13 protein-coding genes are annotated in these 15825 nt (G+C 40.9%); 5 read left to right on the forward strand and 8 right to left on the reverse strand.

Features of this window, described 5'->3' with window-relative positions; all coding sequences use genetic code 11:
- Positions 1–16: 16 nt before the first annotated feature.
- Positions 17–847 carry a pyrroline-5-carboxylate reductase gene (gene proC, locus F4W09_RS11155; protein ID WP_151504844.1) on the forward strand — a complete coding sequence of 277 codons (831 nt, stop codon included), beginning with the start codon at positions 17–19 and terminating at the stop codon, positions 845–847.
- Positions 848–873: 26 nt separating this feature from the next.
- Positions 874–1443: a YggT family protein gene (locus F4W09_RS11160; RefSeq protein WP_044738946.1), complete on the forward strand. Its 570-nt coding sequence runs from the start codon at positions 874–876 to the stop codon at positions 1441–1443.
- Positions 1444–1512: 69 nt separating this feature from the next.
- Here F4W09_RS11160 and polA read toward each other — a convergent pair whose 3' ends face one another.
- Complete coding sequence (gene polA / locus F4W09_RS11165; RefSeq protein WP_151504845.1) at positions 1513–4275, reverse strand: DNA polymerase I; 2763 nt, start codon at positions 4273–4275, stop codon at positions 1513–1515.
- Positions 4276–4476: 201 nt separating this feature from the next.
- Here polA and F4W09_RS11170 point away from each other — a divergent pair, with 201 nt between their 5' ends.
- Positions 4477–7311, forward strand: coding sequence for a DUF2339 domain-containing protein (locus F4W09_RS11170; protein WP_151504846.1), 2835 nt, complete (start codon positions 4477–4479; stop codon positions 7309–7311).
- Positions 7312–7313: 2 nt separating this feature from the next.
- Here the strand turns inward: F4W09_RS11170 and F4W09_RS11175 are convergent, their stop codons facing one another.
- Both F4W09_RS11175 and F4W09_RS11180 read right to left on the reverse strand, forming a co-directional pair.
- The gene (locus F4W09_RS11175; RefSeq protein ID WP_044738943.1) at positions 7314–8231 is read right to left on the reverse strand and encodes a mechanosensitive ion channel family protein; all 918 of its coding nucleotides are present in this window, start codon (positions 8229–8231) and stop codon (positions 7314–7316) included.
- Between the two features lie 9 nt (positions 8232–8240).
- On the reverse strand, positions 8241–9065 hold the full coding sequence (locus F4W09_RS11180) for a DUF432 domain-containing protein (RefSeq protein ID WP_044738942.1): 825 nt from the start codon (positions 9063–9065) through the stop codon (positions 8241–8243).
- A gap of 101 nt (positions 9066–9166) precedes the next feature.
- Here F4W09_RS11180 and gspE point away from each other — a divergent pair, with 101 nt between their 5' ends.
- Positions 9167–10657 (forward strand): type II secretion system ATPase GspE, encoded by a 1491-nt coding sequence (gene gspE / locus F4W09_RS11185; RefSeq protein ID WP_151504847.1) that lies wholly within the window; start codon positions 9167–9169, stop codon positions 10655–10657.
- A gap of 397 nt (positions 10658–11054) precedes the next feature.
- A complete protein-coding gene (locus F4W09_RS17320) occupies positions 11055–11384 on the forward strand; it encodes a hypothetical protein (RefSeq protein WP_244948565.1) in 330 nt (109 codons plus the stop codon).
- 114 nt (positions 11385–11498) lie between these two features.
- On the opposite strand, the gene F4W09_RS11195 is transcribed toward F4W09_RS17320, so the two are convergent.
- The 5 genes from F4W09_RS11195 to F4W09_RS11215 all read right to left on the reverse strand — a co-directional run bounded on the left by F4W09_RS11195 (position 11499) and on the right by F4W09_RS11215 (position 15658).
- Positions 11499–11924 (reverse strand): organic hydroperoxide resistance protein, encoded by a 426-nt coding sequence (locus F4W09_RS11195; RefSeq protein ID WP_016166103.1) that lies wholly within the window; start codon positions 11922–11924, stop codon positions 11499–11501.
- Positions 11925–12172: 248 nt separating this feature from the next.
- Positions 12173–13000: a carbon-nitrogen hydrolase family protein gene (locus F4W09_RS11200; protein ID WP_151504848.1), complete on the reverse strand. Its 828-nt coding sequence runs from the start codon at positions 12998–13000 to the stop codon at positions 12173–12175.
- 24 nt (positions 13001–13024) lie between these two features.
- A complete protein-coding gene (gene gigB / locus F4W09_RS11205) occupies positions 13025–13546 on the reverse strand; it encodes an anti-anti-sigma factor GigB (protein WP_026441029.1) in 522 nt (173 codons plus the stop codon).
- Between the two features lie 113 nt (positions 13547–13659).
- Complete coding sequence (gene gigA / locus F4W09_RS11210; protein WP_044738937.1) at positions 13660–14628, reverse strand: RsbU family protein phosphatase GigA; 969 nt, start codon at positions 14626–14628, stop codon at positions 13660–13662.
- Positions 14629–14731: 103 nt separating this feature from the next.
- Positions 14732–15658 carry an MlaA family lipoprotein gene (locus F4W09_RS11215; RefSeq protein ID WP_151504849.1) on the reverse strand — a complete coding sequence of 309 codons (927 nt, stop codon included), beginning with the start codon at positions 15656–15658 and terminating at the stop codon, positions 14732–14734.
- Positions 15659–15825: the final 167 nt, after the last annotated feature.

Here is a 15825-nt window from a genome sequence, read left to right on the forward strand (position 1 = left end):
ATAACGAGCGTAAATCATGAGTGCAGTTTTAAATTGTAATATTACTTTTATTGGTGGCGGCAATATGGCGCAGGCCTTAATTGGTGGATTAATTGCGCGAGGCATGCCGACAACTCGTATTACAGTTGCTGATCCCTTTGAAAATGTACGTCAACTTTTACAAGAAAAAGATGTGCATGTGACGGATGATAATATCGCGGCGATTGAGAAAGCAGATATTGTTGTTTTGGCTGTTAAACCTCAGGTACTTGCCAATGTATTGAAGCAATTGCATGGTTTACTGGATGGTAAACTGGTGATTTCAATTGTTGCGGGTGCGGAAATTGCAACCATGGCAACCTTATCGGGTACAGATCGTATTGTCCGTGTCATGCCTAACACGCCAGCATTGGTCCAGACAGGTGCGCATGGTTTATATGCGACAGATGTTGTCGATGCGAAAGACCGCGAGTTAGCTAGCCAAGTGCTTGCTGCAACAGGTTTAACCATTTGGGTAAATTCTGAAGCACAAATTGATGCTGTAACTGCTGTTTCAGGTTCAGGCCCTGCATACTTTTTCTATATGATGGAAAGCATGATTCGTGCAGGTAAAAACTTAGGCCTAGATGAAAAGGTTGCAACGGCTTTAACTTTGCAAACTGCTTTAGGTGCTGCACAAATGGCCATTACCAGTGCAAACTCACCAGCAGAATTACGTAAGAATGTCACCTCTCCAAATGGTACGACTCAAGCTGCTTTAGAAGTGTTTGACCGTGCACAAATTTCACAAAATATTCAGTCTGCGTTGGCTGCTGCGAAAAAACGTAGTCAAGAGTTGGCGCAAGAATTAAGTGAAAGCAGCAAATAATTAGTTTTAATTAGGAAAATTTTAATATGGGTGCAAACTCTGCGCTAATTTTCGGCCTTATTATTAACGTAGCGATTTTGCTCGTATTCTCCCGCTTTTTAATGCAATTGGCAGCGGTTAATCCTTACAACCCTGTGGTGATGTCTACAGTTAAAGCCACCAAGATTGTGGATATTTTTAGTCGTATTTTCCCGACATTGGGTAAAAATCGAATAAATACTGCGGCTTTAGCTTTGGTTGTGGTGCTTTACCTGATTAAAATATTTGGCATCATGTACTTATCGGGGGCCATGCCGAATAGTCCAATTCATTTGGTTATTTTGACTTTTGTCACCATGGTTCAGGACTTGATTCGCTTCTGTCGTTATTTGATTTTTGCAGCTATTCTTTTAAGTTGGGTGGTAATGTTTACCCAGTCACGCTCACCTTATATTGAAGTGATTCAGGAATTGGCAGAACCTTTGTTTGCACCATTTCGTCGTTTGTTACCGAATATGGGGATGATTGATTTATCTCCGATTGCTGCATTCTTTGCATTTTTAATTGCTGAAAGGATTATGAATGAAGTCGCAATTGTGATGTTGACAGGGTTATAAGATTTTTTAATTCATCATAAAAAAGGACTCTTATATAGAGTCCTTTTTTATTGTGTTGAGAAATGTCCCTTAGTGGGCTTCATCCCAGTTGTTGCCTTTACCGACTTCAACCAGTAACGGAACTGAAATTTCCAGTACAGATTGCATCACTTCAGCCAGTTTTGGTGCCAATTCATCCGCAATGTCGGCATCGACTTCAAACACCAATTCATCGTGGACTTGTAAAAGCATTTTGGCTTGATCTTTCGGTAGCATTTTATCCACTTCAATCATCGCCATTTTAATAATGTCCGCTGCACTACCTTGCAGTGGTGCATTAATCGCAGCACGTTCAGCCGCTTTACGGATCATCATGTTACGTGCATCAATTTCAGGTGTATATAAACGTCGGCCTAAAATAGTTTCTACAAAACCTTGTTCCAAAGCAACTTGGCGAGTGCGTTGCATATACTCATAAATACCAGGGTAGCGATGGAAATATTGTTTGATATAGTTTTGTGATTCTTCACGGGTAAAGCCCAGTTGACGAATCAAACCAAATTCCGACATGCCGTATAACAGACCAAAGTTGACCGCTTTAGCTTGGCGACGCTGATCGTTAGTCACCTGATCCAGTGGAATATTCAGGACTTCTGAAGCAGTACGTCGGTGAACGTCTTGACCATGGCGGAAGGCATCCAACAAGGCATCATCTTGAGAGAAATGTGCCATTAACCGCAATTCAATTTGTGAATAGTCGGCTGCCAACAAGACTCGTCCTTCCGGAGCAATAAATGCTTTACGAATTTGACGTCCAATTTCTTCACGAACAGGAATATTTTGTAAGTTTGGATCGGTCGAAGATAGACGACCAGTTGCAGTCAAAGCTTGGTGATAACTGGTATGGACACGATGGCTATCATTGTTGGCTTGTTTTAATAATCCATCGGTATAGGTGCTTTTCAGTTTGGATAAACCGCGATAATCCAGAATCAGCGCGCTAATTGGATGATCCAATTTTTCTAAAATACTTTCGCTGGTGCTGTATTGTCCTGTTGAAGTTTTTTTGCCACCTTTTAAGCCCAGTTTTTCAAACAAGATTTCACCAACTTGCTTTGGTGAACTGACATTAAATGGCTGACCTGCCAATTCGATGATCTGATTTTCTAAATCTTGCATGGTTTTGGAAAAATCTTCACCCAATTGATCCAAGAACTGAAGATCGAGTTGGATGCCATTTTCTTCCATTGACGTTAATACACGTGCTACAGGTACTTCAATATTATGCAAAATATTGATCAGTTCTGGATGTACTTTGAGTTTTTTATCTAGCACTTCATACAAACGGAAGGTGACATGGGCATCTTCGGCTGCATAGTGTGCGGCAGTCTCAATCTCAATTTGATTGAAGGTCTTTTGTTTCGCGCCTTTACCCGCCACTTCTTCATAGGTCGTGGTAAGGTGGCTTAAATATAAACGTGCAACATCATCCATTCCATGACGAGTAGCGACAGAATTCAGCACATACGATGCCAGCATGGTGTCAAAATACCAACCTTGTAGCTCAATTCCATGATTGGCAAAAATATGCGCATCATATTTTAGGTGATGCCCAATTTTTTTAATCGCGGGATTTTCTAGAATTGGTTTGATTTGTGCAAGCACGCTTTCACGGTCTAATTGTTCTGGTGCACCCTCATAATCATGCGCGAGAGGGATGTAGTAGGCATCTTGTGCATCAAAGGCAATTGAAAAGCCGACCATTTCCGCAATTCGATAATCTAAGCTGGTGGTTTCAGTATCAATTGCGAACTTACTCGCATTCTGCATACGTTGTAATAAGTTTTCCCAAGCCTCAGCAGATAATACGGTATGGTAGTTGGCTTGTCCGAGTTGATCATCAACACTGGTTAAAGTGGCTTGATCTTCAGTTTCAATTGGTGTTGGTGCAGGCGCCTGCTGAAGGCTGGCATTACTTTGCTTGTTATTGGTATTGTTTGGGTTGTTGGGATGATCTAAGGATTGTAATTGATTACGGAACTCTAGCTCAGTGTAGAGACGACGTAATTCATTCACATTTGGGTCTTGGATAGCAAGATCTTCGTAGCAAATGCCAATGTCCAAATCACAGACAATACTGGCAAGCTGATGGTCAATTGCAATCCCTTCGACATTGTCTTTGATGTTTTGACCGACTTTACCCTTAATCTGGTCGACATTTTCTAAAATACCGCCAATTGAGCCGTATTCAGTGAGTAGTTTAGCGGCTGTTTTCGCACCTACGCCTGGTACGCCCATAATGCCGTCAGAGGCATCGCCCATTAAGGTCAGATAATCAATAATTTGATTTGGCCAAACGCCAAACTTTTCAAAGACGCCATTCACGTCCATCGGCTTTTCTTTAAAGCTGTCTTCGAGTGTGACTTTTTCAGTGACGAGTTGCGCCATGTCTTTATCGCCAGTCGAAATGAGGACTTGTTGTCCTTTGGCTTCAGCGCGTTTTGCCAATGTCCCGATAATGTCATCAGCCTCTGCACCTGGCAGCATATGTACTGGAATACCTAGGGCACGAATGAGTGCGTGTAAGTAAGGAATTTGTTGTCCTAACTCATCGGGCATGCTTGGACGATCACCTTTATAAATCGGTGACAGCTCATGACGGAAAGTCGGTTCTGGTGTATCGAAAATGACGGCCATATGTGTTGGTTGAGTGCGACGCATCAGTTTCTGAATCGCAGAAATTGCGCCACGTACAGCATTGGTATGCAACCCCGTAGAAGTTGTTAGAGGTGGGACCGCATGGAAGGCGCGAAATAAAAAATATGACCCATCGACCAATACAAATGGTGGCATGCTGCAAATCCTGATTATGAACTAGGGCTTATATTACGTGAAAAAGGTAAAGCTGTCTTATTTGTAATGTCAGTATGCGCTAAGTAACATTCTAGTCCTCAGCTTCAAGTATATAAATTTGCAGTATTTTGTATGTGAAACTGCTTGTATGAAGGGTGATCAAGTAAGATAAACCTATTCAAGCTGCATAAGCATAAACCCATGTATAAAAACGACAAACAGGGAATGGTCCTGCTCTTAATCGCATTAACCGTATTGTTGGCTGTTGCAATCGTCATGCAATGGCAATCGACATTAGTTGCTGCTGCCCTTGGTTTAACTGTTGTGATTGTGCAGTCAATCTCGAATATCCATCAGCGTTTAGTGCAATTAGAACACGTATCATCACAACCCTTGATTCAATCTGCAGGAATCGGGACACAAAAGATTGTGATTTATGGGGCTGCCTTGGTAGCGTTGTGGGCCTATGCCAATACGTGGATGCTGGTGGTTGGTGGGGCATTGTTGGTTTTATTGCTATGTTTGATTCAATTGATCAGTTCATTTCAGCGGCGATTGGCTTTGCTAGAGCAACCACAGCAACAACCTTCGGTTATGTCTAGAACCTCCACATTCGTGATGTCAGAGCAACCGCTTCCTCCTGCAATGCCAACATCGGGACAGTTGACCCTGACGCAACAACAGGATGTTACGGTCCAACAGCCGAAACAAACCTCAGTTGACTCAAATACAGCGTCATCAGAATCGACTCGCACATGGTGGCAACCTGCTGTGGATTGGATGCAGCATGGCAATCCAATTTTAAGAGTGGCCGTGGCTGTCCTCATGGTGGGGGTTGTATTGTTGTTGCGTTTTGCCAGTGAACATTGGCAATTAAGTTTAGGGGTGAAACTGGGCTTTATTGCAGTTGCGGGTGGAGTGACTACATTTGCGGGTTATCTGCTACAACGTAAAAATACTTTGTTTGCCATAGCACTTCAGGGCTTAGGCTTGGCGGTCGTCTTCCTTACGCTGATTTTTGCCCATCATTTTGAAGTGCTGCAAAGCTTAATGACTGCCAGCATTTTATTTGTGATGTTGTTGGGTATTACCGTGGTGCTGAGTCTGAAGCAGCAAGCACTGTATTTGGCTATTCTTGCTTTGAGTATGGCCTATCTAGCACCTCTGCTTATTCCACACACTCATCCTGATGTGGTGTTCTTATTTGGGTATTATTTTGTGATTAATTTGGCTGTGGTCGTGGTCAATTATTTGCAGCCATGGAAAATACTGCATCAGATCGCTTTTTTTGCGACGATGTTTATTGGTGGATCAGTGATTGGGATTTACGCGGAAAATTCGCAACTGAATACCCTTGATATCATTTTATGGTTGCATATTGCATTATTTATTTGGCTCAGTATTCGTTATAGCCAGTTGATGGTGGCAGAGCAACAGCAACAACGAGAATTTGAAACCGGCTCAAATAATAAAAAGCTTCAACCGATTTTAGATGTGGGACTTATTTTTAGTGTTCCTGTACTAGGGTTTTCCCTACATGCTTTTTTAATGCATGACTCAACCGTTGCTCTCACATCGGGAGCTGCTGCTTTGGCAGTAACGTATGGGCTATTGAATTTTTGGATTAAGCGTCAGCATCCGCAATTATCTATTCTGGCCAAAAGTTTCTTTATTCTCGCCGTCGTATTTACCGCGTTGATCTTTCCGTTGGCAAAAGGGGCACATTGGACCTCTACAGGTTGGGTGATTCAAGGTACTGCTTTAATTGTTTGGGGCATTACCGAGCGCTATCGTCTCAGTCGTTATGTGGGGGTGGCATTGGTACTACTCAGTACCATTGCATTGATGTACCAGATTTGGTCGAATGATGATTTTCCTATTTTAACCACGGTCATTTATGCTATTGCGCAGTTTATTTCGGCATTTTATTTATTGCATTATCCAGAAGTGGAAAAATATTTCAGCGCTCGTATTTTGAGTGGGGTTTTCCTTGTTTCAGGCATGTATGCAGGCGCTATCGCTGGTGTAGAACTGATGCACTGGCAGTCGTGGGCATTTGCTTGCTCAATAGCGATTGCTACGGTTTTGCTGGCCACTTTTAGCGTAGTCGTACAGTTGAAAACCAAATTGGAGTGGCAAAGTTTGCAGCTCACTTTGCTGGGGAGTTTATTGCTGTTGCTGTATGGTCTGACTGTATTTGAAGAGGTGTTTATAACGCAACGATGGACCAGTCAAACTACGCAGTTCAGTTTTGCCATCAGCGCGGTAGTGTTAAGTTTGATCTTGATATTCATGCAGCGTTCATCAGTACGTGTTGCGAATCAGTGGTGGGCTGCAATGTTGTGTCTTGCACTTGCCAGTATCGGGCTTGCCATTTTCCCACAAATGCCAATTGTAGCTTTAGGTATTGTGCCAGTTTTATACGCGTTCTATGGATATTTCACAGCGAAGCGTGACTTTATTGATCAAATATCTGTATGGGGACTGGGACTATTGTGGTTGCTGGTCTTAAATTTAGACTCGTATTCTGCCGTACATTACTATCTAGCTCCGTTATTGAACTTCACCGATTTACTATCTTTACTCATGTTTACAGGCTTGTTAAGGATCATCTATCGACATAATTTTGAGACGCAGTCTACGCTAGAATGGGGCATTAAAATTAGTACTATTCTGATTGGGCTGTTGGTGTTCAGTAGTGTTGTGGTTCGAGCCATGCATCATTATCTGGCAACGCCGTTATGGGGGAGTGCAATTTGGCATGATGGTTCAGTACAACTCAGTTTGACCTTGTTATGGGTAGTACTGGCTTTTGTATTAATGACTTTTTCGAGCCAACGTCATATTCGTCAAATCTGGTTTGTAGGTACTGCTTTATTGGGAATTGTCGTTGCGAAGTTATTATTATTGGATCTCTCTCAAAGTGGCACCTTAACACGAGTGATTTCCTTTATTGGCTCAGGTGTGGTGATGTTGGTGATTGCCTATATTGCTCCATTACCTCCGAGCCTGAATGAACAAAAAAAAGAGCGATAATTTTATCGCTCTTTGGGTCCTTTTTTGAGTTCTTTCTCATGGGCATATTGATCAATCTCATCATGAGCTTTGGGATGAGGGCGGTCAATAATCCCCATTTTAGGTACTGGAATCTCAATTTGATTTTTTAAGAAATCATTACGCACACGTTCTTGCAGTTCATCTCGTGCTTTTAAGAAAAGTTCTTGTCGACACCAAACTGCAAACAGAATTTCGATAGTTGATTCACGAAAAGCAGTTACTGTAACCTCAGGTTTTGGATCATCTAAAGCTAGGGGATAGCGAGCTGCAACATCGAGCAGCACTTCACGAACTTTAATGATGTCTTCCTGAAAGTTAATTGCTAAGGTAATTGGAATTCGCCGAATGGGGAATTTGGATAAGTTCAGTACTGGTGCGCGAATCAGTTGTTCATTGGGTAGACGGACATAAATATTGTCTAAAGTCAGTAACTTTACTGAGAGTAAGTCAATCGAAATAACTTCTCCTTCGATGGTATGTCCACGAATCAAGGTAATTTGAATGGTGTCTCCCACTTCAAAGGAACCTTCACCAATGAGGAATAGACCACTAATTAAGTTACTGGCAGAAGTTTGTGAGGCGAAACCAAGCGCGACGGTAAAAATACCCGCAGCACCAATAAAGACACTGAGTTTAAAACCAGCTTCTTTCAGGCTTGCCATTATAAACAGCACGAAAATAAAGTAAAAAATTCCGCGACGCCAAACCATACTTTGGTGGGCATTAAAGTTTTGCCCAATCGTTCGTATAAAGGTATTCGAGATCAGACGTGCAAAGATAAAACCAATCAGACACAGTACCAGTGCAACTAAAATCTCACTGATTCGTTCTAAATTAATATTGGTAAATATTTCCTTCAAACTGACTGCAACATCTTTAGGAATATTGGTCTCTGGCATATCAGTATCCTAAAAAAATGAGTCAAACATATTAAATAATGCACCACCTGGTGAGCGAGGTGCGTGTACATAAGTGACTTCACCCGCCAACGGTGGGGTGCGGTTTTCAATTTTAATTCGTGGTGGACGAGTCAAATCTTCATGGATGACTTTAATTTGTGAAGTCCATAAACGATTGGTACTTTCACTATAAAAAAGCGGTAGTGCTGAAACAGGAATATTCATTCGATCAAAACGGAGTTGCTGACCACTGGTATTGTGGAACTCAATTGGTGTAACTGCCCGAAATGGACTTGGTTTAAGTAAATTTAACTCCGTACGTCCATCTACTGAAGTAGCATAGCAGACTTCACCTGTGCGGCGGTCGGGACCAAACCATGTATCCTTCGGTTGCATCATTGGAAGGTCAAATAATGGTTCGCGTTGACTTTCAACAAAACCTGCAATCCAGAGTGGCGTACTAATGTAGAGGGTTCCGCGTTGCCCCGCAGGAATATAAATGGGGTCGACAGGTTTAATTACGACAGATCGATCTGCCAAACGTGGCATCAAATGAAATGTTTCATGCGTTTGACGAAACATATAACGCTCAATTTTGATGGGATGTGGAAAGGCAAATTCAGGATCTCTAATAATATTCCATTCACGCTCAGAATCTTTTTGATATTGTGGGCGATGATATTCTAGGCGCCATTCATTGATGCTCCGCGCCAGACGAAATAATAAAGAGCCAAACTGCCATGTTTTAGCTTGATTTAATTCGAATTTTTGTTCGCCCCACCATTTGAGTGAGGGGTGTTCAGCTTGATGATGCTCGAAATCGGATGATGCCAAAATAAAAAAATCCTCTAGTCAGTTCAGTCAAAAACAGACTTCACGCTGTCATAAGCTTAGAGTACACTCAAAAGCCTCTTTTTCATCATTATAATTTTGTGATGCAAATACTTAAACAAATACAAATTCCTTATAGTTTTGCCAAGCGACATGGCATTTTACTTCGATATGATGGGGATCAGGTTTTTATTGTACGCCGTGAAAATACTGCATGGATTGCATTACAAGAAGCGCGTCGTTTACTCAATGTACCTGCACACTATGAAATATTAGATGATCAACGTTTTAATGCCTTACTCAGTTCTAGTTATGCAGGGGATACAGGCGAGTCACAGCAAGTGGCTGCGGGGCTGGAAGATCACCCTGATTTACTTAGTTTGGCAGATCAAGTACCAGAAGCTGAAGATCTGATGGATCAAGAAGATGATGCGCCGATTGTGCGTTTAATTAACGCTTTGCTTTCAGAAGCGATTCGTGTTGGTGCATCGGATATTCATATTGAAGCCTTTGAAAAGAAACTCTCGGTGCGGTTACGAGTGGATGGTCAATTGCGTGAAATTGTGCAGCCCCGTCGTGAGTTGGCGCCACTTTTGGTGTCACGAATTAAAGTCATGGCGAAATTGGATATTGCTGAAAAAAGGATTCCTCAGGATGGACGTATTTCATTGCGCCTAGCAGGGCGTGAAGTTGATGTGCGTGTTTCGACTTTGCCCTCATCACATGGCGAGCGTGTGGTAATGCGTTTGTTAGATAAACAAGCAGGGCGTTTGAATATGACCCATTTGGGCTTGTTGAAACCTGACTATGAGCGTTTAACTCAATTGGTGCATCGTCCACATGGCATTATTTTGGTAACTGGACCGACGGGTTCAGGTAAGACCACGACCTTATATGCAGCCTTATCAGACCTAAATGACAACACCCGCAATATTTTGACTGCCGAAGATCCAATTGAGTATCAGTTGGAAGGGATTGGTCAGACGCAGGTGAATACCAAGGTAGATATGACCTTTGCGCGAGCGCTTAAGGCTATGCTGCGTCAAGACCCTGATGTGGTGATGGTCGGCGAAATCCGCGATTTAGAAACGGCCGAAATTGCAGTGCAAGCCTCCTTAACGGGGCATTTAGTCTTATCGACTCTACATACCAATACTGCAATTGGTGCGGTGACTCGATTAAAAGATATGGGGATTGAACCCTTCTTGCTTTCGAGTTCTTTAATTGGGGTGATTGCCCAGCGCTTAGTTCGTACACTTTGCCCACATTGTACCACGTGGCATGAAGCTGACTTGTTTGAACAACAGATTTTTAAGCCGATTGTTTCTTCTATGGAAGGCTTAAAATTACCAGAACCACAAGGCTGTGAGCAATGTTCACATACGGGTTTCAGTGGACGAACTGCAATTTATGAAATCGTGCCTGTAGATGAATCTATGCGCCGTTTAATACATGGCAACGCGGCTGAATTTGAATTAGAAAGTTATGCGCGGCAGCATTCAGGTTCTATTCGAGATGACGGTTTGAGAAAAGTTTTGGCAGGTAAAACGACTTTGGATGAAGTTTTGCGTGTGACCAATGAAGCGGCTGAATAACTGAAACTGATCAGACTATTTCGTTAATTTTCTCTTTCGCTTTGGAAGAAAGGACTGCGAAAGAGAAATAAAGCAATACTTTTTAAAAAGTTTAAAAAGCATTGCTTTAAGGGGCGATTGTCTAGTTGAAATATTAGCCTTTAGTAATTGATAGTAATGATTTTGTGTTGCTAAAAAATGATGCAAGTCGCTATTAAACTTAACGTAAGAACAAATAGATTTTAATAATGAATCAACTTTTAATTTCCTTTTTTTAATAAGTGGGGCATTTATTGCCCAGCACGGTTTTGCTGATACTGAATTGTTTAAGGTGTATAAGTAATGTCATGATGAGATGGAGTAGTCTTGTGATGTCATTAGACGCACCAATGACAAGAAAGAAAAAGTTTATGATGGTATGAAGTCACCACAGATTGAGCGTCTAAATCAAAATTATTACCATGTTCAAATGTCATGTGGTAGCCCATGCCAGATCCATCATTTTCTAGCGAAAGATAAGCAAACAGATGATGCGACTCAAGAATTCATCGCGATTGATGCTCAACGTAATTGCTTAATTGAAACTGATTCTGAACAGAATAAAATTACTGCACGCCAATTAAATTCGCAAAAAAGACATACCTTAATCAGTACTCAGCACCCTATTTTTCAAAAGGTTCCTATTTTTGATATCGCTCAATATACCGTGTTCAAGGTTCTTCTTATTTTGATCAAAATGGTAATTTAATTTTGGTGGCAGATGAAATCGATGATCAAAAGAAATTTAAAAAGATATTTCCAAATCCTTGTAAGTTATGAAGTCTCTATCCCGAAGTGATGACTTCGGGATAGAACGTGTGACTTAAACAATCACATTTAATGTCACATCAATATTGCCACGTGTTGCATTTGAGTAAGGGCAAACAATATGTGCTGCATCTACTAATTTTTGGGCCTCAGCTTGCTCTAAGCCTTCTAAATGAATATTTAAAGTCACTTGAATACCAAAGCCTGTTGGAATTGGACCAATACCGACATCACCTTCGATATAAACGTCAGGCGTAATTTTTAAATGATCACGGTTAGCAACGAATTTCATTGCACCAAGAAAACAGGCTGAATAACCTGCAGCGAATAATTGTTCGGGGTTTGTTCCACCACCAGCACCACCCATTTCTTTTGGGAGAGCAAGTTTGACATCTAAAATACCATCAGATGAGATTGCGCGACCATCACGTCCACCTGTGGCTTTGGCATGTGCGGTATAAACTACTTGTTCTAGAGACATTTTATTCACCTGTATTTATGTCGAATACAAATATATCGTACACGATTTAATTTGCAGTGCAAGTATTAAACAACGAAATTTACATATAGCCACACTCAATTTTTTAGATCAATTCTGTTTTGTGAAGATTCGTCAAAAATGCCGGTGTGATACAGATGGGGGAATATCTTAAAGCTATGTCAATTAATGAATTGAATACAGGGTTTTTCTACTCTAATTATTGAAATTCATTAGGAAATAATAGCCTTTTAACCGAACTGAACCAATCGGCGATGTTGCATTAAGGGCATCGACTCACGAATTTGTTGTTGTTCTTGTAAGTCAAAAGGAACGGTAATGAGTTGTGTTCCTTCAGTTGTAATCAGGTCCAGCACTTGTCCGCGACTATTGGTGGCAGCAGTATGCCCCCAAGTTTGACGTTTTTCACCATGCCAACCTTGTTGAGCAGCCCCGAGCACTTGGCATTGACTGTCCATGGCACGTGCTTGTAAAAGTAATTGCCAGTGCATTTGACCAGTGGTGTAAGTAAAGGCGGAAGGAGCCGTTAAGATATTGGCACCGTGGGCACGCAAATGTAAAGCCAATTCGGGGAAACGCAGGTCGTAGCAAACCATCATCCCAATGTTGCCAAAAGGAGTTTGTGCAACAACAATATCTGAGCCTGGTTCAAAAAACTTGGATTCTTGATAGCCACCTACAGCATCGCCGACTTGTACATCAAACAAATGAATTTTGTCATAACGAGCCTCAGTTCGTTCAGGGCTAATACACAAACTTACTGTGCGAACACGACCATCTTCAATCACAGAACCATCTGGACGGAAGGGGCAAGGTAAAGTCCCAGCAATCAGCCAAATTTGATACTGGTGAGCTAAGGCTTCGAGTCGTTTTTGAATGCTTTCAAACTGTTCTGCTGTTTCGCGTTGTTTGCCAGCAGCGAAACATACGAAATTTTCTGGAAATACGACTAATGAAGAACCCTGTGCTTTACTCTGTTGAATCAATGATTCAATGACCTTGAAGTTTTCTTCAATGTCATTTTGGGAATTCATTTGAGCAACAGAAAGTAAAGACATGAGTTTATCCTTGTAGCAAGTACATTAAGCGTTTTGTTGATGAGACGCTTGTTCCAAGTTATCTTGTTCTTTTTGGAGTTGTTTGACTAGTGGTTCAAACATATTTTGATTATTTTCGTTCAATTTCATTAAGGTTTTGTGTGCATCAAGTACGGTTGTCAACATACTTGAATTCGTCACGTGTTCTTCCATTAACTCACGTGTGCATACGCTTGGATCACCGCAGTAATTCAAGATCACAAAAACCTGACCTAAGCCCATACTGTTGGCTAAAGTCGTAATATCTGGATTGGTGGATAACATGACAGCCTGAATGTTATGCACTTGTTTTAGCTTCAAACCAAGTTTCGCTAAAATGCCTAACACTGTGCTATCGATGAACGTAGTTTGGGTTAAATCTACGATTGCCCCAACGACATTCGACTGTTGTTCAATACGGTTTAAAAGTTTGTCTAGACTGATACAAGATTGGGCTCGCACTTCGCCAATAAGCTTAAAAATATGCGTTCCGTCCAAACTTGCATATTCAACATGACCTGTTGACATATAAATGCCATTTGCAGAGAAGGATTGTAAAATTATCACATAGGGCAAGTGTAGACTCAAGTATTCTTGAGTCGTAGATACCTATTAAAATGTTTAAATTATTGAAAATTAAACTAATTCATTCTACATAAACTTAAGATGGCAATATCATCCGCCACGTGTTCAGGTGCTTGGAATGATTGATTTTGCAAATGGAAGACCAATTGTTCGAATTGTTCGTTCAATCCACCATCAAATGGTTCAAGGGCGCCATCAGAACAAATAATGAAACGAGAGTGTTTATTTAATACACATTCAAATTCTTCTACTTCTAAATCTTCAGTTAAACCAAGTGGAAAACTGCTGGTATTTAAAATTTTAGGTGGATGATTGGGTTCAAACATAATTGCTGGAGGGTAATGTCCTGCACTTGACCATTTCAATACATGGGTTTCTAAATTGAGCGTGCCCGCAATCATGGTGATGTGCTTTTCAATATTTTCTTGTACCAACATCCCATTCAGTTTCTTAATCAGCTCTCTTGGGGTTTTCGAGCGGCCATGAAAAGCAGCCATCCATGAGGTGAGTAAGCTACTGGTAACCCCATGGCCAGAAACATCGGCTAAATAGAAAATTATTTCTTTGTCGCTGAGTTTCCAATAATCGTACCAATCACCAGAAAGATAAGCTGAGGGTTGAAAAAGTGTTTCAACTCGATAGTTCGTTAATTCGATAGGATTGGGAAGTAGACGTTTTTGTAGTTCAGCTGCTGAGGGAAGATCACGACTATCTTGATTACGCTTGTACTGGGCATCAATTTTTAATAATGAATGTTCTGGATTCGCAGGTAAGCGATTCCAGATCCACCCCGCAAGTGCACCGAGTTCCCAAGCTTGGGCTAAAGCTGTACCTTCATTTTCAAAAGCCATCACTATAGTGGGTAAATTCCACTGATGGATCAGATAATCTTGTACATCGGCAATCGCAATAATCGTAGGATCATACAAGTCAATATCATCTATTTGAATCATTTGTACGCTTGGAAGTGTATTAATGACTTGATCTAAATAAGGAATATTGCGCGTTGGTTGAATGAAATACATATATATATTGTATGATCCTTTAGCTGTACTCGTTAGATGTACTATATCAATCAAGTAATTGCTAGAAAAAATAATGCTTTTCAGTGCAAATAAGTTTTACAAATTATTCAGAAGGCTTTGAAGTATCTTCATCTGGAGTGTCATCAATACCATCATCCGATTCCTCATCCACAAATGAAATAGTATCGGCATCTAGTCCTTGCTTTTGTGCAATCTCAAAATTCTTACGTTGTAAGTAAATATCACGAATCGCGGCATAGCGGTCACCTTGTAGTACATCTTCTACATCCAGAATTTGTGCACGTGCATCAATCCCACGTAAGAGTTGATCCGACCAATAAACACCATCGTTATTGTCAAACATATACTTTTGTGGTCGTGCTTGACCATCAACAAAGAAACCAATGCCATCTCGGAAAGTACTTGGGCCAATAATAGGTAAAACTAAATACGGACCAGATGGCACGCTGTAATAACCAAGCGTCGTACCAAAGCCTTCTTCTTCCATATCCAAACCCAAACGTCGTGCAGGGTCTGCAAAACCTAAAGTTGTTACGGTGTTAATAGTAAAACGTCCTAAAGATTTCGCAGCACGTGATGGACGGCCTTGTACTAATTGATTGACGGCATTCCAAGGTTCATTTAAGTTTTTACGAAATGAACGATAAGCACCACGGACGCTATCAGGCACTTTAGTTTTATATTGTACTGCTATTGGTCGCGCAAAATTGCGATCTAAGAAATCATTAAACGCAAATGTTTCACGATTTAATGCTTCTAGAGGATCTTTGATGCTATCAGGTTGAGCTGCATTTGCATTCACTTTTAAATCATTTGCTTTTACATTTTTGAGTTCTTTTAATGACTCAAGTCTAGACGTTTGAGTACTCGATGATGATGCATCAGGTGTAACTTCATTTATAGGAGTGTCACTAGAAGCTGTCGTAGATAGATCGTCATTTGCTTGAACGGTAGAAGCAAAACTAACAGCTAAAAGTGTCGCACATAAATAATAGTGAGTATGTTGCATAATAGATCCAAGACAGCTCTTAATGTCATGAGTAACACAAGAAGTCTAAAATAATTAGAGTATAGAATGTATTGTAACAGTTGTTTTCTTCAGAGTATTAAAACAAATTTGATCAAAATATGTAATAAAAAGGATTTTTTGCTGCTTAAATAGCCAAATAAACCGAT

The sequence above is a fragment of the Acinetobacter tandoii genome (genome assembly GCF_008867985.1).
Taxonomy (GTDB): Bacteria; Pseudomonadota; Gammaproteobacteria; order Pseudomonadales; family Moraxellaceae; genus Acinetobacter; species Acinetobacter tandoii.